Consider the following 22,596-nt stretch of genomic DNA (forward strand, 5'->3'; position numbering starts at 1 on the left):
GTGGCCCCCACGGCACGGATACCGAGACCAGGGTAGTGCCACGCCCTCGCCCCAGCCATCCGTCCCACGGGACCCTGCCGGATGTCGGACACAAGCGGCCGAGAGGTCCTTCTCCCCGCTGCATGGCGAACAGTCCGATCCGTCGTTGACCTCGCCGGACCCGGGCCCTAATTACCCGGGGCCCCCCTCGGGGGGTCCTCGAATGGACAGTCCTTTCACTCAGAAGCGGGATGCGGACACGGCACGCGGTGGAGTGCCGGCCGTGGCAGGTGACTCCTTCACGAAGTTGCTCGAGGGCCTGCGCCCTGGGCGCAGGGTTCGCACACAAGGCCTGAAGGGCGCCGCGCGCGGCCACCTGCTCGCGCGACTCCACCGCGAGCTGCGAGCGCCCCTGGTGTGCGTGGCGGCGGACGAGGAGTCCGCCGATGCCCTGGCCAGCGACCTGGCCTTCTTCCTGGGAGGCCCCGGAACGTTGCTCGCGCCCGAGGTGCTCCGGCTGCCCGCCGACGAGGTCCTCCCCTACGACGAGCTGTCTCCCGACGCGGCCACCGTCACCGCGCGCCTGGGCGCCCTCTACCACCTGGGCCAGGGCACGCGCTTCCCCGCCCTGGTGCTGTCGCTGCGCGGCTTGTATCGCCGCGTGCTGCCTCCCGCGGTGGTGCGTGCCCTCAGCGAGCGCATCTGCGTGGGGCAGGACTTCGATCGCGACGCGCTGGCGCTCAAGCTCGCGCGGATGGGCTACCAGAACAGCCCGCTCGTGGAGGACGTGGGCACCTTCAGCGTGCGCGGTGGGCTGCTGGATGTGTTCAGCCCGCTCTACGACAAGCCCGTGCGCTTGGAGTTCTTCGGCGACACCATCGAGTCCATCCGCGCGTTCGACCCCGAGTCCCAGCGCACCGTCGACGCACTGAAGGCCGTGGACCTGGTTCCCGCGCGAGAAGCGCTCCTCACCGACGAGACGCGTCCGCGCGCGGAGGCCGCCGCCCGCGAGGTCGCGGACCGCATCAACCTGCCCACCATCAAGCTGCGCGAGCGGCTGGAGGCGCTGCGCGACGGTCTGCCCAGCTTCGGCTTGGAGGGGCTGCTGCCCGGCTTCTTCGAGGGCGGCCTCACCACCGTGTTCGACTACCTGCGCGCGTGGGCCGAGGCGCCGGTCTTCTACCTGGATGACCCCGTGGCGCTGGAGCGCGCGGGCGTGGAGCTGTGGGGCGAGTTGGAGCGCTCCGCCCAGGCCGCGGATGAGCGACAGGACCTCGCCTACCCGCCCGCGACGCACTTCCTCGCGGCGGCCGAGGTGGCGCAGGCGCTCACGCCGTTCCGCGTCCTGGAGGGAGGCGGCCTGTCCCTCATGCAGGGCGAGCCGCCGGTGCTGTTCCAGTTCGGCTCGACCCACGACCTGCGCGACGCCATCCTCGCGCACCACGGCGAAGAGGGAGCGCTCACGCCGCTGGTGGACCGGCTGCGCCAGTGGCGCGAGTCACGCGTGGCCAGCGTGGTGGCGTGCGGCACCCTGAGTCAGGCGGATCGGCTCAAGCGCTTGCTGTTGGATCGCGGCGTGATGGTGAAGCTGCACACCGAGCCGCTCGGCGACCCCGAGGCGCTGTACGACCCGGCGGTGTGGGCCCACCTCTTCACGGGTGAGGTGAGCCAGGGGTTCGTGGATGGTGGCGGCGGACTCGCCGTCCTGGCGGACGAAGAGATTTTCGGCGTGCGCGCGCGTCGGCGCGTCAAGCGCAGCAAGAAGCTGGATGCGTTCGCGGCGGGGTTCGGGGACCTGAAGGAGGGGGACCTCATCGTCCACTCCGACTTCGGCATCGGCCGGTACGCGGGCCTGACGAAGATGCAGGTGAACAACGTGCCCGGGGACTTCCTCGTCCTCGAGTACGCGGGGCGGGACAAAATCTATCTGCCCGTGGGCCGCATGCGGCTCATCCAGAAGTTCACCGGCGGCAATCCCGAGACGGTGCAACTGGACAAGCTGGGCACCACGAGCTGGGAGAAGACGAAGAAGCGCGTCAAGGAGCAGCTGCTGAAGATGGCGGCGGAGCTCCTGCAAATCGCCGCCGCGCGCAAGGCGCACCCGGGCTACGCCTTCCAGGCGCCGGACCGCTACTTCGCGCAGTTCGAAGCGGACTTCGAGTTCGACGAGACGCCCGACCAGGCCAAGGCCATCGAGGATGTGCTCGCGGACATGCAGAAGCCGGAGCCGATGGACCGGCTCGTCTGCGGCGACGTGGGCTACGGCAAGACGGAGGTGGCGATGCGCGCCGCGTTCAAGGCGGCGTTGGATCGCAAGCAGGTGGCGGTGCTGGTCCCCACCACGGTGCTGGCCCAGCAGCACTTCCTCTCGTTCAAGAAGCGCTTCAAGGACTACCCCGTCACGGTGGAGGTCATCTCCGGACTCAAGAAGCCGCCGGAGGTGCGCGACATCCTCAAGCGCGCCAAGGAGGGCAAGGTCGACATCCTCATTGGCACGCACAAGCTCCTCGCGGGCGACGTGACGTTCAAGGACCTGGGCCTGATGATCGTCGACGAGGAGCAGCGCTTCGGCGTGAAGCAGAAGGAGTCACTCAAGCGGCTGCGCACGCAGGTGGACGTGCTCACGCTCACGGCCACGCCCATTCCTCGCACGCTGCACATGAGCATGTCCGGCGTGCGCGACATGAGCATCATCGCCACGCCGCCCCAGGACCGGCGCGCCATCCGCACCTTCGTGATGAAGTTCGAGCACCAGGTCATCAAGGACGCCATCGAGCGAGAGATTGCGCGCGGCGGGCAGGTGTTCTTCGTGCACAACCGGGTCGAGTCGCTCCCGTCCATCGAGCAGCTCTTGAAGGACCTGGTGCCGCACGTGTCCTTCGGCGTCGCGCACGGACAGATGGCCGAGGGGCAGCTCGAGAAGGTGATGCTGGAGTTCACCGAGAAGAAGTTCCAGGTGCTCCTGTGCACCAGCATCATCGAGAGCGGCATCGACATCTCCAGTGCCAACACGATGATCGTCAACCGGGCGGACCAGTTCGGCCTCGCGCAGCTCTACCAGCTCCGAGGCCGCGTGGGCCGCAGCAAGGAGCGCGCGTATGCGTACCTGCTGGTGCCGGGGCGCGCGGTGACGAAGGACGCCCAGCGCCGGCTGGAGGTGCTCCAGAACTTCACCGAGCTGGGCGCGGGCTTCTCCATCGCCAGCCATGACCTGGAGATTCGCGGCGCGGGCAACCTGCTGGGCGAGAAGCAGTCCGGAGCCATCGCGGAGATTGGCTTCGACATGTACGCGCAGCTCATGGAAGAGGCCGTGGCGGAGCTGCAGGGCCAGCCGCTCAAGGTGCAGATTGAACCGGACATCAATCTGATGATGTCCGCGCTCATCCCCGACGACTACGTGAGCGACGTGCACCAGCGACTGGTGTTCTACAAGCGCTTCAGCCAGGCCAGTCACCCGGACGAGGTCACCGACCTGCGCGCCGAGCTGGTGGACCGCTACGGCGAGGCGCCCGACGAGGTGGACACCTTGTCCGAGGTCACCCTGTTGAAGATCGAGATGCGCGAGCTGCGGCTGCGCGGCCTCGAGGCGGGCCCAGGGCGGCTGGTGGTGACGTTGAGCGGAGACGCGCTCCTGGATGGCCCGAAGGTGGCCATGCTGGTCCAGCGCTCGCGCGGCGTGTACCGGCTCACCCCGGACATGAAGCTCATCGTGCGCCTTCCGGAGAAGGCGCAGGGGCACGACGTGGTGGTCGAGGCCAAGAAGGTGCTGCGCGACCTTCACACCTGCGCGCTGCCGCAGGCGTGAAGGCTCAGCGCACCGGCTGAACGAGGAAGCGCTCCGCGGCTGCCAGCGCGGGCGCGTCCTTCATGACGTCGCCCGGATGGTTGCCATGGCCGACGAGCGCGCCTCGCCATCGCATGTCGAGGTAGTCGGCGCTCAGCTTCAGGGTCAGGATGCTCGGCTGCTCGACGCCCTCTTCGTCCTCGCTGGAGTGGGCGGTGATGAGCGAGAGCACCTTGCCCGCCATGCGCTCGCGGAAGCGCAACTCCGGGCGCCGCATCCACCAGGACCAGTGGTCCAGGTAGAGCTTCGCGCTGGCTGGCAGGCTGTACCAATACACGGGCGCCACGAAGACAAGCTCGTCCGCCGCCAGGGTGTGCTCGGCCAGCGCGCTCGCGATGGGCCCCGGCGCCGAGTAGCCCGCGGGCGTGTGGCGGAGGTCGAGGAAGGGCTCGCCCTGGAGCGAATCCAGGCGAACCCAATCCGCCTGGGTGTTGGCGGGCAGTGACTTCGCCGCGTGGCGAGCAAGCTGCTCGGCGTTGCCCTGCGCTCGGCCGCTGGAGAGGAGGAACAGGACGCGGCGCGGGGACTCAGTGGACTGGCTCATGCGTGTCTTTAGCTAAAGGGCGGGCTCAGCGCGCGCAGCAGAAATGTTCGACCGCGCGCGCGAGCGCGGCCTCGCAGTGAACCAGGTCCTCGACGGGGACGTACTCACCGGTCTGGTGCGCCACGCGAATGTCACCGGGACCGAAGACGACGGCCTCCGCGCCCAGTTGGGTGAGCTGAGGGGCCTCGGTGCCAAAGGGGACGGTCTCAGGGGCGTGGCCGCTGGCGTCCACGAGGAAGCGAACGACCTCCGCGTCCGCCGAGGTGTTGACGCCTCGGTCCGTGCGCACCACGCGGATGTGCGCCTCGAAGGCGGGCTCGTCGCGCACCAACTCCTGACGGATGCGCTCCAGGAGCTCGCTCACGCGCTCCGGCGGCTGGTTCGGAATGGGGCGCCACTCGACGATGAAGCGGCATGCGCCCGGGATGATGTTCTTCGCCTTGCCCCCCTGGATGACGCCCACGTTGACGGTGGTGAACGGCGGCTGGAAGCCCTCGTCCACCTCTTCGCGCAGCACGGTGGTGGCGAGTTGCTCCAAGCGCTGGAGGAACCGCCCCGCGCGGAAGATGGCCGACGCCCCCGTGTCCGGGTAGGCGCTGTGGCCCTCCTTGCCCAGCACCTCTACCTCGGCGAGACAGTAGCCCTTGTTGGCGCGCACCGGGACGAGCCGGGTGGGCTCTCCGACGATGGCGTGCCGCGCGCGCCCCAGTCCCGCCTGCACGAGCTTCTTGGCGCCCACGAGGCCCACTTCCTCGTCAGCGGTCAGCACCACCATCAGCGGCGCGGTGAGCCGGGCCGCGTCCACGCGCGTGGCGGCGTGCAGGGCACACGCGATGAACCCCTTGGTGTCACACGCGCCACGCCCATAGAGGCGACCGTCGCGCTCGGTGAGCCGCAGCGCATCCGTCCACGCCGCGTCGAAGGGGACACAGTCCGAGTGGCCCACCAGCGCGAGCGCCGCGCGGCCCGAGCCCCCCTTCACCGCGACGAGGTTGAACTTCTCGACGCCGGCGTCGTCCGTGTAGCGCTGCCGCTCGCAGGAGAAGCCCGCGGCCTCCAGCTTCGCCTGCGCATAGTCGATGAGCGGAGCATTGGGGCGCGAGGAAGTGGTGTCCAACGCCACCAGGTCCGTCAGGATGGCCCGCAGCGCGGGCAGCGTGTCGCTCATGGGGACGACCTCCGAGAGGCCTCATGCCACCGCTCGTCGCGGTACGCCAGCCCCCCGGAGGCCCCCCGCTCAGTGAAGCAGGCAGGCCAACGCGCGGCCCTCCGCCCTCGAGGGGAAGACGGAGTTGTCATCCGCGCCGGGCTTGCCCAGCCCTCGCATCACCGCGGGCGCCGAGGCGCTCACCTTCCCCACGTAGAAGACGCCGTCGTACCCCGCCGCGTTCGCACCGCCCCACACGTGCACGAAGGGCCGCGCTCCATTGTCCTTCCCCTTCGCATCCTGGACGCCGCACGCGAGCTTGTCCTTCGCCTCTCGGTGGTCCACGGCGCAGATCCACGCCGTCCCACTGTCGTAGGCCATGTCCAGCGACACCACGCCCTTCAGCTGCTCCTTCAGGAGCAGCCCCATGGGACGGTAGCTCTCGTCCCACGGCAGCCCCGCTTCCCGGCGCGAGTGCACGTTGCCGCTCACCACCAGATGGAAGCGGTCCCCCTCCCGCTTCACGTGCTCCAGCACCGTCGCGGTCAACGCGTCCTCACGCGCCTGGCCATTCAGCTTCGGGTGGTCATAGACAAACACCTTCACGTCCAGCCCTTGCGCCCGCAGAAGCCGCAGCTGCTCCAGCATGTTCGCCACGGCTTCGCTGCCGCGCCCATCCGGATACGGGCTGCGCCAGAACCCCGCGTCCATCAAGCGCAGCCAGTCCTCCTCCTCGCCTTTGCTCGCGAGGAACGCCTCCATCCGCCCTTCGTTCTCCACCGGCAGCTCCAACCCCACCGACACCTTCACGCCCATCGCTGCCGCCTGACACGCCGCTTGCGCGATGAACCGCGGCACCTCCTGCGTCCCGTGCAGCTCGCCCAACAACAGCACCCTCCCCGCCTGCGCCTGCGCGCTCAGTCCCGCGATGGGCAGACCGCACTCCATCAGCTCCCGGGCCGCCTTCTGCTCCGTCGCCACCCCATTCGCCTTCGCCGGCTCCTCTTTCTTCACCAGCTTCGGCGCCACGGCGTCGTACACCTTCCACTCCAGCACCATGTCCCGCTGGCCCTGCGCCGACTCCGCCGCGATGCCCGTGTCACCCGTGGGGACAGAGAACTGATCCTCCTCGTCCGCCATCAAGGCGTACCCCGACCCCAGGTTGTCGTTGCCGCCGGACTCTCTCCCGTCAATTCCCGCGGTCACCACCCGGCTCACACCCCAGTCCAGCTCCTTGCCCGCGCGCGACAGCGTCTTGTTCGCGCTGCGCGTCACCCGGATGATCCACAGCTTGCCGCGCGTGGGCGACTCACGCTTTCCCATCACCATGTAGCGATGCCAGAAGCCCGCGACCTTCGAGCCGCCGAACTCCTCACGCCAGTCCGTCAACAGGACGTAGCTGCCTTTGTCCTGCCGGAAGTGCAGCCCCGCGTCCGTGAAGTACTGCTGCACCGATGGCCAGACCTCCTCCAGCGGACGATCGTAGATGGCTTCACGATCGGGGTAGTCACGCCCTCCTTGGCGCGCGGCACATCCCACCAGGAGGCAGAGAACTGCCCCAGCCAGCACCGATACAGAACGCATCTGTCTTTTCCCCTTCGCGCGGCCCCTCAACCCCAGGAACGACACGAGCGTTTTTCTATATCGGTGCCCTTGGGTCCCTCTCTCTTTCCGAAACCCGACTCAGTGGCCGATGATGGCCGCGACAGAGGACTGGCCTGACGTCGGGAGGTTCGAGTTGTCATCCGCCCCGGGCTTGCCCAGCCCCCGCATCACCGCAGGCGCCGAGGCGCTCACCTTCCCCACGTAGAAGACGCCGTCATATCCCGCCGCGTTCGCACCGCCCCACACGTGCACGAAGGGCCGCGCTCCATTGTCCTTCCCCTTCGCGTCCTGGACACCGCACGCCAGCTTGTCCTTCACCCCGCTGTGGTCCACGGCGCAGATCCACGCCGTCCCACTGTCGTAGGCCATGTCCAGCGACACCACGCCCTTCAGCTTCTCCTTCAAGAGCAGCCCCATGGGGCGGTAGCTCTCGTCCCACGGCAGCCCCGCTTCCCGGCGCGAGTGCACGTTGCCGCTCACCACCAGATGGAAGCGGTCCGCGTCGTGCTTCACCCGCTCCATCACCGTCGCCGTCAGCGCATCCTCGCGCGCCTGGCCATTCAGCTTCGGGTGGTCATAGACAAACACCTTCACGTCCAGCCCCTGCGCTCGCAACAGCCGCAGTTGCTCCAGCATGTTCGCCACGGCTTCGCTGCCGCGCCCATCCGGATACGGGCTGCGCCAGAACCCCGCGTCCATCAGATTCAGCCAGTCTTCTTCCTCCCCCTGGCTCGCGAGGAACGTCTCCATCCGTCCCTCGTTCTCCACCGGCAGCTCCAACCCCACCGATACCTTCACCCCCGCCGACGCCACCTGACACGCCGCCTGCGCGATGAAGCGCGGCACCTCCTGCGTGCCGTGCAGCTCCCCCAAAAGCAGGACGTTCCCGGCCCGCACATGACGGCCCAATCCCGCGATGGGCAGACCGCACTCGGTCAGCTCGCGCGGCACCTTCGTGCCCGTCGCCTGAGCCACCGCCGCGCCACTCGGCTTCGCCGGCTCCGCTTTCTTCACCAGCTTCGGCGCCACGGCGTCGTACACCTTCCACTCCAGCACCATGTCCCGCTGGCCCTGCGCCGACTCCGCGGAGATGCCCGTGTCACCCGTGGGGACCTCCAGGCGGTCTTCCAGGTCCGCCATCCCCATGAAGTCATCGTCGGCGCGCCCCGTCACCGCGCGGTTCACACCCCAGTCCAGCTCCTTGCCCGCGCGCGATAGCGTCTTGTTCGCGCTGCGCGTCACGCGGATGACCCACAGCTTGCTCTGCGTGGGCGACTCGCGCTTCCCCATCACCATGTAGCGGTGCCAGAAGCCCGCGACCTTCGAGCCCCCAAACTCCGCGCGCCAGTCCGTCACCAGCACGTAGCTGCCTTTGTCCTGACGGAAGTGCAGCCCCGCGTCCGTGAAGTACTGCTGCACCGATGGCCAGACCTCCTCCAGCGGACGGTCGTAGATGGCCTCCCGTTCGGGATACTCCAAGCCGCCCTGACGCGCGGCGCATCCCGACAGCAGGCAGACCACCGCCACTGCCAGCATCGACACAAAACGCATTTGTCGCCTCCGTTTGGCGCGGCCCCGTAAGAACCTCAACGCTGGATGGGCCTGCGCATATCGCGCACGCGGATGTCTTTTCTCGCGCCCGCGAATCAGCGCGCCTCGGAAGGGCTCCCGTGAGCAGCCTCCTCCGAGGGACGACTTCGCCACGGCGTCGCTGCCGCGCCCCTCCGGATACGGACGACGCCAGCCCCCCGCATCCGTCGGCGCTCCCCGTCACCGCGCGGCTCACACCCCAGCCCAGCGCCTTGCCCGCACGCGACAACGCCTTGTCCGCGCTGCGCGTCACCCGGATGCTCCACCGCTTGCCGCGCGTGGGCGGCTCGCGCTTCCCCCTCACCATGGTGCTGTGCCAGAAGCCCGCGACCTTCGAGCCGCCGAATTCCGCGCGCCAGTCCGTCACCAGGACGTAGCGGCCCGGGTCCTGGCGCAAGTGCAGCCCCGCGTCCGTGAAGTCCTGGCGCACCGAGGGCCAGACTTCCTCCAACGGACAATCGGAGAGGGCTTCTCGCTCCGGAGAATCACTGAGGTCTTGTCGCGCGGCGCATCCGGGCGAGCCACCGACGAGCGCTCCCAGCAGCGCGACCATGGCTCGCATGCATCCTCCCCCAATCGGGCCGGGAGGATGCAACGAGCGCCATGACGGACCTATCGGACTCGCGCAGCTCCTTCAGGAATACAACTTTCGCGCGAGCACCTGGAACGCCTGCCCACTCTCGCGCGCCAGCGCATGGTGGCCATTGCTCACCACGCTGCGACCCGCGACCACGACGTCGCGGATCGCCCCCGACGACGCGCCGAACATGATGCCGGGCAGCAATGACGTGGGGTCGGCCCCCACCAGGGACGGGTGCTCCAGGTCCACGGTGAAGAAGTCCGCCGGACGCCCCGGCTCCAACTTCCCCGTGCGCATTCCCAAGCTCCGCGCCCCCTCCACCGTCGCCATGTCGAGCAGCCGCGACGCCAACCCGTCCATCGTGCCCGAGCCCGGGTCCAGCACCGCGCGGCGCAAGCGGGCGAGCCTCAAGTGCTGCTCCACCTGCCGCGCCTCGTCCAGCAAGTCGACAATCGTCTGACTGTCCGAGCCGAAGCTCACGTGCGCGCCCGCCGCCACCAGAGCGTCCGCGGGCACGATGCCGTCTCCCAGGTTGCGCTCGGTGGACGGGCACGCGCACACCGTGGACTTGGACTGCCCCAGCATCGAGACCTCCTCGTCCGTCAGGTGCACACCATGCACGGCCGTGAACGAGGGCCCCAGCAAGCCCACGTCCGCCAGCAACTCCGTGGGCCGGCGTCCATGCTCGGCCAGCGAGGCTTCAATCTCCTTGGGCTGCTCCGCCACGTGCATGTGCACCGGCATGCCACGCGGACTCGACCGCGCCAGCGCCTCCAGCCAGGCGCGTGGCACCGCGCGGACACTGTGCGGCGCCAGCCCCACGCTCACCGCGGAGTCTGCGCGCGCGGCGCTCGCCAGCGCCTCGGTGGTGGACAGGAAGGTGTCCACGTCCGGGTCGATGAAGCGACGCTGGCGCGGATTGGGGGGCACGCCGTGGCCCGCGCGCGCGTAGCCCACGCGCAACAGGCAGATGCGCAGCCCCACGTCCCGGGCCGCGCGGATGACCGCGTGCGCCAGTTCGTTGCGGTCCACATAGGGCGTGCCGTCTGGCTGGTGGTGGACGTAGTGGAACTCCCCCACCGAGGTGATGCCCGCCAGCGCCATCTCCAGGAAGACCTGTCGCGACGCGACGTGGAGTTCCTCGGGCGACAGGGCCTCCGCCGCGCGGTACATCGCCTCGCGCCAGGACCAGAAGTCATCCTGTCCACGTCCTCCGGCCACGTACTCCGTGCGGCCTCGGATGAGCCGCTGGAAGGCATGCGAGTGGCCGTTCACGAGCCCCGGCAACAGCGCGCGCCCCGGCAGGCGAACCACGCGAGCCCCAGGCCCCGCGTCCGCGAGGATGTCTCCCTGGGCGCTCACGGCCAGGGAGCGGCCCGCCTGGAGGCGACCTTCGGTGTAGAGGAAATCCGGCTGGTAGACGGTGATGTCGCTCACGCGCGGCAGCGTATGCCAGGGCCTGGGGCCGCGCAGCAGCGGCGCGCGCCGGGAACGTCAGGCGCTTGCTTCTTCGCCCTCCGCGGCCGGGGCCCGCTCTCGCTCCCAGGGGCGGGTGCGCACCGCGTCCCGAATCCACAACACGTGGCGTCGCTCGTCCTCGCGGTGCTTCTCGATGAGGCCCCGGACCGCGGGACTCCAATCGAAGCGCAGCGCGAGCTCATAGGCGCGGTTGGAGTACTCCTCGTTGCCGAGCATGGCCACCAGCGCGGCCTCGGTGCCCATCATGCTCGTCATCGCGGTGAGGCCCTTCATCGCCGTCCCCTTGAGGTCCGGCCGCAGCGCCAGGGGTTCACCGCCAAACTGGAGGATGACGGCGTTCAAGTCCTGCACGTGCCGAGCGTGGTCGATGCGGAAGTCGTTGAGACGCTCACGAACCAGCTGCTCGGCGATGCGGGAGATGGCTGCGTCATAGGCACCCACGGCATCCGCGTCGAGCTGGGCCAGGCTGCGCAGTCGGGCCACTTCGGACTTTTCGGCCATCACCCACTCCTTCTCGTCAGCTCATCCAGGCCCTCAGGCTCTCGACAATGTGAGGAGCCAGCAGCACACGGCCAACCCTCCCGCGAGGGCCAGACTCAGGTCGGCCCAGGGCCTGGCGGCCGAGCGGGATGGGCAGGCAGGCCCGCCCCCATCCGCGTCAGCGGCGAGCCTGGAGGCAAGCGCCCTTGCGTTGCGAGGCCCCCCGAACAGCTGAACCACGGTGCCGCCACGACCCGCGCGCGACGAAGGAACCCGCGCATCGCGGCACGCACTCTGAGCTGCGGGCGCATCAACCCAGAACGCCCCGGAATCCCCGTGAGCGAGCCGAGCGTGGGGCGGCGCGTGACATCCCACCGTGCATGCCCCGGGGCCGCGTGTTACTCCCGCGCCGCGCATGTCTGCCTCCACCGCCGGGGGGCCCGCGAAGTCCGCGAGCCCGATGAAGATCGCTTTCGCCTACTGCATCTGCTTCCTCTTGTGGGGCTCGACCTGGGCCGTGGTGAAGGTGGGGTTGCAGGACCTGCCGCCCCTGCGCTTCGTGGGCACGCGCATGCTGGTGGCGGGGCTGGCGCTGCTGCCGTTCGCGCGAGCGGGCGGGGCGGCGCTCGATGCCCGCACGGGCTGGCGCATCGTGGGACTGGGGCTGCTACAGCTCACCATCCCCTTCGGCTTCCTCTTCATCGCGCAGCAGTGGATTCCCTCGAGTTGGTCCGCGCTGCTCTTCTCCACGTTCCCGGTGTGGCTGCTGCTCGTGGGGCGCGTGCTCATGCCGGACCAGCCGCTGACCGCGCGCAAGTTGGTGGCCGCGGGCCTGGGGCTCGCGGGCGTGGTGGTGCTCCAGCACACGCAGCTCGGCTCGCTGAACATGTCGGGCACGGCGCTTCTGGGCGGCCTCATCACCCTGGTGGCCGCGGCGCTCGTCGCGGTGGCCAACGTGCTGGTGCGTCAGCACATGAGCCATGTCCCTCCGCACGTGCTCGTCTTCGGGCAAGCGCTGAGCAGCGGCGTGCTGCTCCTGGGCGCCGCCGCGCTCTTCGAGCAGGGGCAGCCCGCGCACTGGACGCCTCGGGCCATTGGCGCGCTGCTCTACCTGGCGCTGGGCGGAACGGTGCTGACGTATCAGTGTCTGTATTGGCTGCTGCCGCGCATCTCGCTCACCGCGCTGGGCGCCATGGCCCTGCTGGACACGCTGGTGGCGGTGGGGCTGGGCGTGGTGGTGCTGGATGAGCCGCTCACGTCCTCACTGCTGGTGGGCGGGGTGCTCATCCTCACCAGCGCGGCGCTGGCCAATCGCGCGGCGCCCGAGGCCCACGCGGCTCCGGCGGAGCCCCCCGCCTCGGAGCGCGCGGAGGTCTCGGGGACCTAGCCCGTCTTCTGCTGTGGCGCCCGCCGCGCGCGGTGGGCGGCGATCCACTCGCGGGCCTGCTCGGCCGTGTCCGCGTAGTGGACGTCATGTGGCTCGTTGCCGTTGAGCATGGACGCGACGGTGAGGCTCTTGGTCGCGGCCTTCTGCTCCAGCCCCGCCCCGATGTAGACGATGGCGTGGAACCACCGCGCCTTCGAGTGCTCCACCAGGTACTTGCGTGACTCCGGGCTGAGCATCGAGTTGCCGATGTCCGCCGCCAGGTAGAAGCGCTGACGCTCCCCCAGCTCCCGGTAGATGCCCACCGACCAACGCGAGCACTCCTCGTCGGTCGGGCCATTGAACCGTGCCCAGAGAATGTCCGGAGCCTCGAACCAGGCCCGGTGTCCCCCCAAGGTCCACTCCCGCTGCTCGTCCATGTCCACCCCCGTCACTGTTCAGGCGGGCGCAGCATAGACACAGCGACCGGACGACACCCAGTGCCGCCCGGTCGGATGTCTAGAATTCGAAGGGCAACGGCAGGACGAACGCGGTGCCATTCTGCGTCCCGGTGCGATAGCTCCGCGACGCGCCCATGACGACCACGGCCGCCTGCGTTCCACTCACGGGCGCCAGCGAGAGCGACTGGCCCAGCATGCCGCGCTCCGCCGCGTCGCCCACCACCGTGAGGAACGGAGAGAGCGCGCCCGAGGACTGAGGGCCGCCCGCGTAGAAGAACACCGCGCCGCCGCCATCCGACGCCACCGAGGCGCCCGTCGCGCCGACGATGAGGTCCGGCACGCCGTCTCCCGTGAGGTCCTTGCCGCCCGCCAGCGACGCGCCGAAGCCCACCGCGCGCGAGCGATGCACCAGCGTGGTGGGCGACAGTCGATCATCCAGCGCGGACACCAAGGCCTCGGTCGCGGAGGTGGGCCGCAAGCTCACGAGCGGCGAAACGTCCAGGAGCAGCACCGCGGGCTGCGTCACGCCATTCACCGGGATGCTCGCGGCGCTCACGGCCAGGTAGTCCCGCGTGCCGCCCAGGAAGCGGCCCGCGCGCGTCGTGGCCACGCCCAGTCCGAGCATGTTCAGGTTCACCTCTCCGTCTCCGGCCACGCGGACCATGGACGGCTGCGTGCGACCACCGCACTTCGTGCCTCCGGCGTCGTAGCCAAAGAGGATGACGATGCCGGAGCGCGAGCCATCCGAGTACCGCCACGACACCTCGGAACAGCCGTCTCCATCCAGGTCTCCCAGCGCCGCGGGCGCGGAGGTCTGCTGCGCGGACGTGGGCCACGTGTAGACGGGGTCACACCCCATGGTCAGCTTCGCCAGCGTGGCGTCATCCGGAGCGCGGCCCAGATACAAGTCGAAGCCCTTGTCGCGCAGCACGCCCAGGTCTTCCTTGCCGTCCCCGTTGAAGTCGAAGCCGCCCACCACGCCTCGGCCGATGCTGGCGCGCTTGCACTTCGCATCCGTGTCCGGCGTGCAGCCCGCGATGAGCGTGGGCGCCCACAGCCGATAGGCCGCGGTGAACGAGCCATCCGCTTGTCCCAGTGACACCAACACGCCGCCCACCGACTGCGTGCTCGCGGCCACGCACTCGGGCCGCACCTGCGCGTAGGCGTCTCGCTCCGCGGCCGCTGAGTTCATCCCGGGCGCGACGAACGTCGGCGCGCTCATCACCAGGTCCTTGCGCCCATCGCCGTTGAAGTCGGTGAACGTGACGTCCGTGCCCACGCTCCTGCCGCGCGTCAGCGGCGCACCCGCGCCCTCCCCCGCCACCGTGGGCGTGGTGGGCGTGGCCACGTTGAACGCATACGCCCGGCCCACGGACAGGTCCGCGCCGTCCCCGTTGACGCCCGGGCCCGAGAAGCCCGGCGCGCCCACCACCGCCACGGTGCGGTCACCCGGCAGGCGCGCCACCGCCACCGCCTCGCCGTAGCGCTCCACGCTCGACTTCGCCGGCACGGGGATGCCCGTGCGCGTCCACTCCGCGAGCGACGCGCCCGCGCGCTGGAAGACGTCCACCCGGCCCGTGAAGGCGCCTTGGTCCGACGAGGCCCGTCCCGCGAAGCCCACCAGCGAGGGCGCGCTCGAAGGACCGAGGACCGCGAGCCCCGCGCCGAGCACCTCCGCCTTCGCCGCGCCTCCCAGCGAAGCGAGGGGCTTGTTGAGCGTGCTGCCCTTGGTCAGCGTGGCCAGCGGGAATGCGAGCACGCGGCCCGCGCTGCCCAGCGTGGTGGTGCCCGCCATCGCCGTCCCGTAGGGCGCACCCAAGAGCAGCTCGGGCCCGGCTACGCCGTCCACGTCCATCACGGCCCAGCTGCGGCCCGCGTTGATGGACTTCACGTCGCCGTAGATGCGCGCATAGGCGGCATCACGCGTGAGCTGCACCGGCGTGGCCGCGGCCTCGCCCGTGGGCGTCAGGCCGGTCAGGTCGAACAGGAACGCACCGCCCGAGTCGGCGCCGGACTGGACGCCGCCGGTCGTGCGCAGGTCGGGTGAGTCCGCGCGATCCGCCAGCACCAGCAGGAGCGGCGGACGCGAGCCCTCTCCCGGAATGACGCCCAGCCGCCACGTGCCCTCGTTGGCGAGCCCCTCCGTGAGGTTCGAGGGCAGCACGTACACATCCGGCGTGGCGTTGAAGCGCGAGCCCGAGGCCCGCGCGAAGAAGACGGAGACGGAGATCTGCTGTCCGCCCAGGCTGCCATCCGCGTTGTACCGCGAGGTCTTGCCGAGCGCGGCGAGGTCCGGCCGCCCGTCGTTGTTGAAGTCCGCCATCACCACCGCGCGGCCCAGGTCCGTGTTGCTGCGGGCCACCAGCCCGCCCGCCTGCGTGAGGTCCGTGCCCCCGAGCCGCACCGCCGGCAGGTCCGGGATGGGCTTGCCCCGCTCCAGCACGAAGAAGTCCACCACGCCGCGCTTGCTGATCGTCGAGGTCGCCGCGAGGTCCCCCACCGGCGAACCCACGAGCAAGTCCAGGTCGCCATCACCATCCACGTCCGCGATGGCCAGCCCCGTGCCGAAGCCGCCGCGCCCCAGCCCCGTGAGCGGACCGCGCATCAGCTGCGGCTCCCCTGACTTGAAGGTGTAGAGGTAGACCGCGCCCGAGTCGCCCACCGTCACGTCCGCGCCCGGCGAGGACACGGCCAGCTCCGCGCGGCCATCTCCGTCCAGGTCGCCCGCCGCGAGCATGTCGCCAAACAGCGCCGTGTCCGAGTCGCCCGACAGCACCCACGTGGGCTTCGCCGGCAACCCCGATGCGGTCCCCTTGAAGATGAAGACCGCGCCGCCCGAGGGGCGCGACAGGTCGCTCTCACGCTGTCCCACCGCGAGGTCCAACGTGCCATCTCCGTCGAAGTCCGCGGTGAGCAGCGTGGCCGCGTCCGACAGGCGGCCATGCGGCTGCGTGGGGCGGATGAGCTCGGTGAGCACGCGCACGGACACGTTCGTCACGTCCTGGGTGAACCGGTCCTCCGCCTTCAACACCGTCACGCCCGAGGCGCTCGCCTCCACGCTGAGGCGCCCCTCCGCGATGACGCCGGGGCCCGACACCTTCGTCCAGGTCACGGTGTCACTGCCCCCCCGCGTGGCCAGCGGCACGGAGCCGCCCGCGGGCAGGGCCAGGAAGCCCGGGTCTCCCACGAGCTTCGCGTCCGGACGCACGTCGTACTGGAGCAGGACCTCGTCGCCCGTCTGCGCGTCGCGCACGGAGACCAGGTCGAGCCCCGTGCCAGCGCCCGCCGTGTAGACACCGTCCGCCGTGAGCGTGGCGCCCGAGCCCGACTTCACCAGCGAATACGTGGGCGAGCCCACCAGGCCCGACACCTCGACCTTGAACGACGTGGCCGGGCGCACCGCCGCGCGCGCGGGCGCGACGTTGAACGACGCCACCACCTTCACCGCCGCGCTCACGTCTCCCGCGCACACGGCGTCCTGGGCGACGAGCACGTCATTGCCGGGCGTGGCGCCCGCCACGAACCGGTCCCCGCGCACCTCGCCGGACGAGCCGCCCGGCATCACCACGAACCGGTAATGGCCGCTGCCGCCCGACGCGGAGAGCACCACCACGCCCCCCACGCGCACGTTCGCGGGCTCGGCGGTGAGCTTCATCGGAGCCAGTCCATCACAGGGGCTGGCGTAGGGGACTTCCGCCGCCGGCTCGAGCCCGTCTCGACAGCCCACGGCCAGCAACGCGAGGAGGGGGGCCGCGCGGGTGATTCGCTTCATGGTGAGGAGCCTCGAGAATGCGGAGACGTCAGGGCTGCGCGCCGGAGGCAGCCCAGCGCTGGATGAGGGAGATCTGCTGCGGATCCATCGGGCCGTCCGCGGGCATGCGCTGGTCGCGCACCGCCGCGGTGATGAGGGCCGCGTTCTCCTTCCACAGCGCATAGGTGTTCAGCGGCCGACCCGGGCCCGTGGTGTGGCACTTCGCGCACCGCGACTCGTGCAGGGGACGGATGTCCTTGTCCCAGCTCAGCGCCACCGTGTTGAGCGGCTGGTAGCTGAACGGCACCGAGCGGCGCGCCTCCGAGCCATCCGCGAACCGGGCCACCACGCCGAGCGTGTGCATGCCGGGGGTCAGCGCGGAGAGCGAATACGCCTTGGGCGTGCCGTCCGTCTCCATGCCGCCGAGGCTGTAGTCGGGCGCGGGCGCGGGGACCTCCGCGTCACCGAGTTGGAAGAAGACGCTCGCGCCCGCGGCGCCCGGAGGCAGCACCGCGCGCACCACCAGCCCGTCCTCCACCACGAGCATGCCCTGGTTCATGCCCGTGACCCGAGGCGCGGGCGAGGGGCTCAGCGCCACGGTGTCCTCGCCCAGGCGAACCCAGGCGCAGCCGCTCTCATCCACCGCCAGGAACGTCACGGTGTTCGCGTCCACGTCGCTGGCCGTTCCCCAGGTGTTGGCGTCCGCGTCGTAGAGCAGCAGCTCCGCGCCGGCCTTCGCCCAGAGGAAGCGCCCCGCGGCGTGCACCTCCGTGGGCAGCGTGGACAGCGCCACGCTCTGCCATCCGTTCTTCAGGTAGTGCAGGAGGCGCTCGGTGGTGAGCACCCACGGCTCGCCGGAGGTGCCCACCCCCGGCCCCAGCCCGGCCACCGCCGTGACAATCTCCCCCTGCTTCAAGGGGATGTCCGTGCCCATCACGCGGTACGCATTGGCGCCCGCCGCCACCGCCACCGCCAGCGTCTGCTGGCGCAGGAACAACAGGCCGGACGTGCCATCCGCGGTCGGCGCCGCCGCCAGCGACACCACGTCATCGAGCGAGCGGCCATTCACCTTCAGCTCGGACAGCACGCCGCCCTGGAGCCGGTACAGCCCCTGAGGGTGCGCCAGCCACACGGCGCCGTCCGCCGTCTGGGCCGTGCCTCGCAGGCCCGACGTGAAGGGCGCGCCCCACGGCGCCGCGAGCAACCAGCCGCTCTCGGCGAGGAACAAGCCGTTGGAGGTCTCGGCCAGCGCGGAGTGAGGCCCCAGCCGATGGACGGCGAGCACGGTGCCCACGGGGCCCGGGTTGGCCGGGTGGGCCTCCAGCGGCGCGCGCGAGCCATCCAAGCGCAGTCGCACGGCGGTGCCATCGGACGCGACGAAGATGCCGCCTCCCGACTGGTCCGCGAAGGACGTGACCGCGCTCACGCCCTGCGTCGCCTTCACCTGCGTGGGGGTGAAGGCGACGGGGCGGATGGTTTCCGTCGTGGGAGTGTCCTCGCAGGCGGTCAGCACCACCCCGGCGGACAAGAGAAGAGAGACGAGGACGGGACGGACGAAGGAATGAGCGGGCATCTCGGTCAGGCGAGGATGGGACGCAGGGGGTCCACGCGGGTGATGCTGTAGTCCAGGTTCGCCGAGGCCAACACCGTGGCGATGACGTGCTCGGGGAAGATGTTCGTGCCGTTGGGGTCCGCGGCGCCGGTGCGCAGGTCGAACGTGCCGGGCGCCATGCCAATGTCGCCGCTGCGGCCGAACACGTAGTTGTGCTTCACGCCCGCGCCCATGAGCATGCAGCTGCTGCACAGGTGGTGGTCGCGGCCGCCCTGGCTGTTGATGAGCGGCGTGCGAGCGAACTCGCTGAACACCATGATGGTGGTGTGGTCCATGAAGTTGCCGCCGCCCGGGTGCGAGGTGCGACGGAGGTCATCCACCAACAGGGCCAACGCGTCGAAGCCCACGCGCAGGTTGCTCGCGTGGGTGAGCTGCGTGCCGAAGTGCGTATCCAGGCCGCCCGTGAGGTTGATGGACACGCACTGGCTGATGCCCTTCTTCAGCGCCGTGGCCACGGTGGCCGCGCGCCCCGCCGCGCTGTTGAACGGGAAGGCCTGGTTGCGCAGACCGTAGAAGTCCAGCAGGCCGCCCGCCTCGGTGGCGGTCTGGAACTTGAACGCGTCACTCAGCTTGTTGGCCATGACCGCGCCCATCTGTCCGCGGCTGTTCTCATACGTCGTGCCCACGCCGCGCGCGCCGTAAGCGGCCTCCTCGCACGAGATGGGCTGGCCGTTGAAGTCGATGAGCTGCTTCTCGATGTCGCTGTCGAGCTGCCGCGTGCTCGGCGACAGCGTGAGCACCAGGTCGTTGAGGCCGCTGACGCGCAGCGCGTTGGCGTAGCCGCCGTACCGGTCGTTGTACGACTCGATGTTGTACGCGATGGAGGCGATGGGCACCGTGGGCTTCATCTGCCCGACAATCTCCGTCGCCGTGGACGAGCCGCGCGCCGCGCTCCCGTTGGGTTGCTTGCCCGTGAGGAAGTAGCGGTAGCCCACCTCGTGCCCGAGCGTGGTCATGTTGATGCCGCGCACCACGGTCATCAGGTCGTAGTGGTCCGCCAGCCGGCCCACCGCGGGGCCAAAGGCGATGTTGCTGCGGCCCACGCCCGACTTCTCGGCGGGGATGAGGGGCCTGGTCTGGAAGCGCGTGTCCGTGGACAGCAGGCTGTAGCCCGGGAGGATGCGCGTCTCCGTGACGCGGTCCGGGGTGAACTCGTCCGGGTCTCGCGGGTCGAAGGCGAGGAGTTGGTCCCACCCCCCCGCGAAGTAGACGAAGACAAAGCAGCGGTCCGGGGGCGCCAGGTTCGTCGCCTGGGCGAAGGCGCGGAAGGGCACACCGCCCAGCAGCGTGGAGCCCATGAAGCCCGCGGCGGCCTTGAGGAAGGTCCGGCGCGCGGGGCGCAACTCGTCGGGGGGCGTCTTCTTCATCGGAGGCACCTGGGAGACGTCAGTAGGTGATGAACCGCGAGTCCGTCATCATGGCGATGCACACCACCGCCAGCGCCTGGTCTCGCTTCTTGAGGGTCTCGGCCCGCACGGCGGCCTGGGTGAACAGGTTCACGTACCGGGTCAGCTCGTCGCCCGACAGCGGGGCCCCCCAGAAGCGGGTGGACTGCTCCACCATCAACGTGCGCACCTGCGCGTCCGTCAGCTTGCGCAGGTCATCGAGCTTGCCCGGGATGGAGCGGCTGAGCACCCGGAGCTGCGGATCCGCCTGGTTCAGCTCCGCGGCGGCCTGGAGCATGCAGACCTCGCGCGCGCCGTCGTCCAGGAACTTGGCGAACACGAGGTTGGGCTCGGTGTTCTCGCTGGCGATGAGCGCGAAGTCCGCGCGGCCGAGCGACTGCGCGCGCGACTCCAGCTCGGACCAGTCGCGGCCCACCACCGTGCGGATGGATTCCTTGAGCTGCGCCACGGTGATGCGGCGGGGCGCGCGGCCCACGTGTCCCCCCTGCGCCTCGGGGTCCGGCAGCGGCACGGGCTCCTGGGCGTGAGGGTTGTTCACCGGCTCCAACTGGCCATCGCGCTCCACCGGCTTCGGGGCATCCACGGAGCCCTGGGTGCAGCCCGCGACGAGCGCGAGCAACGCGGTCAACACGAGGCGGCGCATCAGTCGATCCTCCGGTAGGCGTCGGACATCACCACGCGCTCGATGAGCGCCTTGAGGCGGTGACCGCTCTTGGCGAAGTCCTGCGAGAAGGGCACCAGGTACATCGACTGCTCCTCGGGCGTCATGGGCCGCCCGAGGAACTCGTTCCAGATGCGCTTGACGGCGCAGCGCTCCAGGTCGCCCGTCTGCATCATCCGCTGCACCAGCAGCGCCGGGCCGCCCTCGATGTTCTTCTCCTCGTCCGCGGTGCGGTACAGGTACGTCTTCAGGAGGCCCAGCGAGTTGGCGCCATCGCCGTCGTAGGCCTGCATCACGTACTGCGCGCACTCGCCGCCGCAGCTCGTGTCGCCGTTGATGGCGCAGTCGCGGCACTTCGGGTCGTAGCGGGGGAACTGGTCAGGCGGCAGGTACAGCGCGACGCGCTCACCGTAGCGCCCCCAGTGCGCGCCCGTGGGCTCGATGGTGGCGTGGCAGTAGTTGCAGCCGCAGCGCTTGGCCAGGTTGTTCTCGCGGTTGCACGCGTCCTCGGGCGGAGGCAGCGAGGCGTCCTGCGCGGGCGAGAACGTCTTGCAAAGGAACGCGTCGTAGAACTCGTTGACGCGCGAGCGCTGGGTCGGGAAGCGGTAGAGGAACGCGGGCGTGGTGAGGATGCCCGAGTGCGGCGTGTCGCGCGTGTACTCCGTCCAGGTGTCCACGTCCGAGTAGGCCAGCGCGGGCAGCGCGTCCACCCCACCGGGCGCGTTGACGCTGAAGACGCCCACGCCCTGCTTCTGCCGGTAGAACTCGGCCAGCGTGCCGTTGAGGAACGAGCGGCGCGTGGTGAGGATGTTGAAGTAGGGCTCGTCGCGGCGCAGCACCGAGTCCGCGATGCGCTCCGGCTCCTGGTTGAAGGCGGCGACGCGCGCGGTGTGCACCGCGGCCACTTCACAGCGACGCATGCCCACGCCACAGCCGCAGGTGCGGTCGCCGACGAAGCGGGTCGTCTCGCAGGACTCCAAGGTCCACGGGTTCGCCGGGCGCTCCTGCGCCTCGATGGCGCACACGCGCACGGGGTCCGCGGTGGTGGCCCAGTAGGGCGCGGGCTTCGTCACGTAGCCCTCGCGCTCCAGGCAGCCGCGCTGCGGGGCGTAGGTGCCGTTCACGTTGTTGCGCTTGTTGAGCGTCAGCGTGCAGCGGTCCAACCGCGCCAGCGTCGGGTTCGTCTCCGGGTTGGGGTGCGTGAAGGCCACCACGTTGCCGCTGGCGTCCGCCTGCTCCACCGTCAGCGCGGAGGTGGTGTTCTTCGCCGGATCCGGCAGGCAGAGGAACGGATGCAGCGTGCCGTTGGCGATGCGCCGCATGTCACAGAAGTAGAGGTACCTGGCCGGCAGCACCTCCGGCTTGGACTTCGCCACGGTGCAGTCCGTGAGCGTGGTGTCCGTCAGGTCCAGCTGCGTGCACTTGTAATAGCTGGTGTCGTAGTCGTAGCTGACCGGCAGCGGCACGCCCTTCTCGTCGCGGCACTTCTTCTCCGTGACGGGCGGCTCGGCGTGCGGATCCTGCACCGGGAACAGCGGCTTGCCGTCCGTGCCCAGCTTGTTGCAGTCGTCCTGCGCGATGTACGAATCGCAGGTGACGCCGTTGAGGCCGCGCAAGCCCGCCGAGGGATTGTTGGCGAACCCGTAAGCGCTCGTGGCGGTGCCAGCGCCGCCGAGCCGCGAGTCACCGGCATCGAAGACGCTCGCGCTGATGTTCGAGCGCAAGAGCGCGCGGTGATACGTGCGCATCCGCTGGAAGAATGCCTCCTGCTTCATCATCGCCTGGATGTCCTCGGCGGTGATGGAGCCCTTGGCCTGGACGACCTGGTATTCCTCCAAGGTCGGCGGACGGCCCAACAAGTCGAGGGAGAGCTGACGCAGGTGGCGCTCCAGCGGAACCTTCGCAACAGGAGCGCAGACCGCGTCCTCAGCGGAGGCGGGCAGCGAGAAGAGAATCGCGGCGCCAGCCAGCAGGCCGAGGCAACGCACTGAGGGCACGAGGACCTCCGAGAGGGGGGATCGGGGGCGAACCGTCAGATTGTGCCTGCTTTCCTTGTTAAAGATCCAGCAGGCCTGAACGACGCCTTCATCCGAC

15 protein-coding genes are annotated in these 22,596 nt (G+C 70.0%); 3 read left to right on the forward strand and 12 right to left on the reverse strand.

The window, feature by feature from the left end; all coding sequences use genetic code 11:
- Positions 1-202: 202 nt before the first annotated feature.
- The gene (gene mfd / locus KRR26_RS12140; protein WP_120209594.1) at positions 203-3,784 is read left to right on the forward strand and encodes a transcription-repair coupling factor; all 3,582 of its coding nucleotides are present in this window, start codon (positions 203-205) and stop codon (positions 3,782-3,784) included.
- 4 nt (positions 3,785-3,788) lie between these two features.
- Here mfd and KRR26_RS12145 read toward each other — a convergent pair whose 3' ends face one another.
- From KRR26_RS12145 to KRR26_RS12160, 4 genes are all read right to left on the reverse strand, one after another.
- Positions 3,789-4,367: a flavodoxin family protein gene (locus KRR26_RS12145; protein ID WP_120209593.1), complete on the reverse strand. Its 579-nt coding sequence runs from the start codon at positions 4,365-4,367 to the stop codon at positions 3,789-3,791.
- A gap of 25 nt (positions 4,368-4,392) precedes the next feature.
- Positions 4,393-5,535: an acetylornithine deacetylase gene (argE, locus tag KRR26_RS12150; RefSeq protein ID WP_120209592.1), complete on the reverse strand. Its 1,143-nt coding sequence runs from the start codon at positions 5,533-5,535 to the stop codon at positions 4,393-4,395.
- 69 nt (positions 5,536-5,604) lie between these two features.
- Complete coding sequence (locus KRR26_RS12155; protein WP_217079875.1) at positions 5,605-7,098, reverse strand: hypothetical protein; 1,494 nt, start codon at positions 7,096-7,098, stop codon at positions 5,605-5,607.
- A gap of 99 nt (positions 7,099-7,197) precedes the next feature.
- Entirely contained in the window at positions 7,198-8,670 is a 1,473-nt protein-coding gene (locus KRR26_RS12160) for a hypothetical protein (protein WP_120209590.1), read from the reverse strand.
- A gap of 119 nt (positions 8,671-8,789) precedes the next feature.
- On the opposite strand from KRR26_RS12160, the gene KRR26_RS12165 reads away from it, so the two are divergent.
- On the forward strand, positions 8,790-9,086 hold the full coding sequence (locus KRR26_RS12165; protein ID WP_217079876.1) for a hypothetical protein: 297 nt from the start codon (positions 8,790-8,792) through the stop codon (positions 9,084-9,086).
- A gap of 257 nt (positions 9,087-9,343) precedes the next feature.
- On the opposite strand, the gene hutF is transcribed toward KRR26_RS12165, so the two are convergent.
- Together hutF and KRR26_RS12175 are read right to left on the reverse strand one after the other, a co-directional pair.
- On the reverse strand, positions 9,344-10,726 hold the full coding sequence (hutF, locus tag KRR26_RS12170) for a formimidoylglutamate deiminase (RefSeq protein ID WP_120209589.1): 1,383 nt from the start codon (positions 10,724-10,726) through the stop codon (positions 9,344-9,346).
- 57 nt (positions 10,727-10,783) lie between these two features.
- A complete protein-coding gene (locus tag KRR26_RS12175) occupies positions 10,784-11,269 on the reverse strand; it encodes a ferritin-like domain-containing protein (RefSeq protein ID WP_120209588.1) in 486 nt (161 codons plus the stop codon).
- 439 nt (positions 11,270-11,708) lie between these two features.
- Between KRR26_RS12175 and KRR26_RS12180 the strand changes: the two genes are divergently transcribed.
- Positions 11,709-12,635 carry a DMT family transporter gene (locus KRR26_RS12180; RefSeq protein ID WP_236068523.1) on the forward strand — a complete coding sequence of 309 codons (927 nt, stop codon included), beginning with the start codon at positions 11,709-11,711 and terminating at the stop codon, positions 12,633-12,635.
- Here KRR26_RS12180 and KRR26_RS12185 read toward each other — a convergent pair.
- From KRR26_RS12185 to KRR26_RS12210, 6 genes are all read right to left on the reverse strand, one after another.
- Positions 12,632-13,051, reverse strand: a complete 420-nt coding sequence (locus tag KRR26_RS12185; RefSeq protein ID WP_120209729.1) for a hypothetical protein — start codon at positions 13,049-13,051, stop codon at positions 12,632-12,634. The two genes, KRR26_RS12180 and KRR26_RS12185, sit on opposite strands and share 4 nt — an antisense overlap.
- A gap of 79 nt (positions 13,052-13,130) precedes the next feature.
- Complete coding sequence (locus KRR26_RS12190; RefSeq protein ID WP_217079878.1) at positions 13,131-16,844, reverse strand: VCBS repeat-containing protein; 3,714 nt, start codon at positions 16,842-16,844, stop codon at positions 13,131-13,133.
- Positions 16,845-16,872: 28 nt separating this feature from the next.
- On the reverse strand, positions 16,873-18,396 hold the full coding sequence (locus tag KRR26_RS12195) for a hypothetical protein (RefSeq protein ID WP_217079879.1): 1,524 nt from the start codon (positions 18,394-18,396) through the stop codon (positions 16,873-16,875).
- A gap of 5 nt (positions 18,397-18,401) precedes the next feature.
- Positions 18,402-19,802: a DUF1501 domain-containing protein gene (locus tag KRR26_RS12200; RefSeq protein ID WP_217079880.1), complete on the reverse strand. Its 1,401-nt coding sequence runs from the start codon at positions 19,800-19,802 to the stop codon at positions 18,402-18,404.
- 19 nt (positions 19,803-19,821) lie between these two features.
- The gene (locus tag KRR26_RS12205; RefSeq protein WP_120209583.1) at positions 19,822-20,484 is read right to left on the reverse strand and encodes a hypothetical protein; all 663 of its coding nucleotides are present in this window, start codon (positions 20,482-20,484) and stop codon (positions 19,822-19,824) included.
- Positions 20,484-22,499: a DUF1585 domain-containing protein gene (locus tag KRR26_RS12210; RefSeq protein ID WP_120209582.1), complete on the reverse strand. Its 2,016-nt coding sequence runs from the start codon at positions 22,497-22,499 to the stop codon at positions 20,484-20,486. The genes KRR26_RS12205 and KRR26_RS12210 overlap by 1 nt, the downstream gene beginning before the upstream one ends.
- Positions 22,500-22,596: the final 97 nt, after the last annotated feature.

Origin of the sequence: Citreicoccus inhibens, assembly GCF_019039035.1 — a bacterium.
GTDB lineage: Bacteria > Myxococcota > Myxococcia > Myxococcales > Myxococcaceae > Citreicoccus > Citreicoccus inhibens.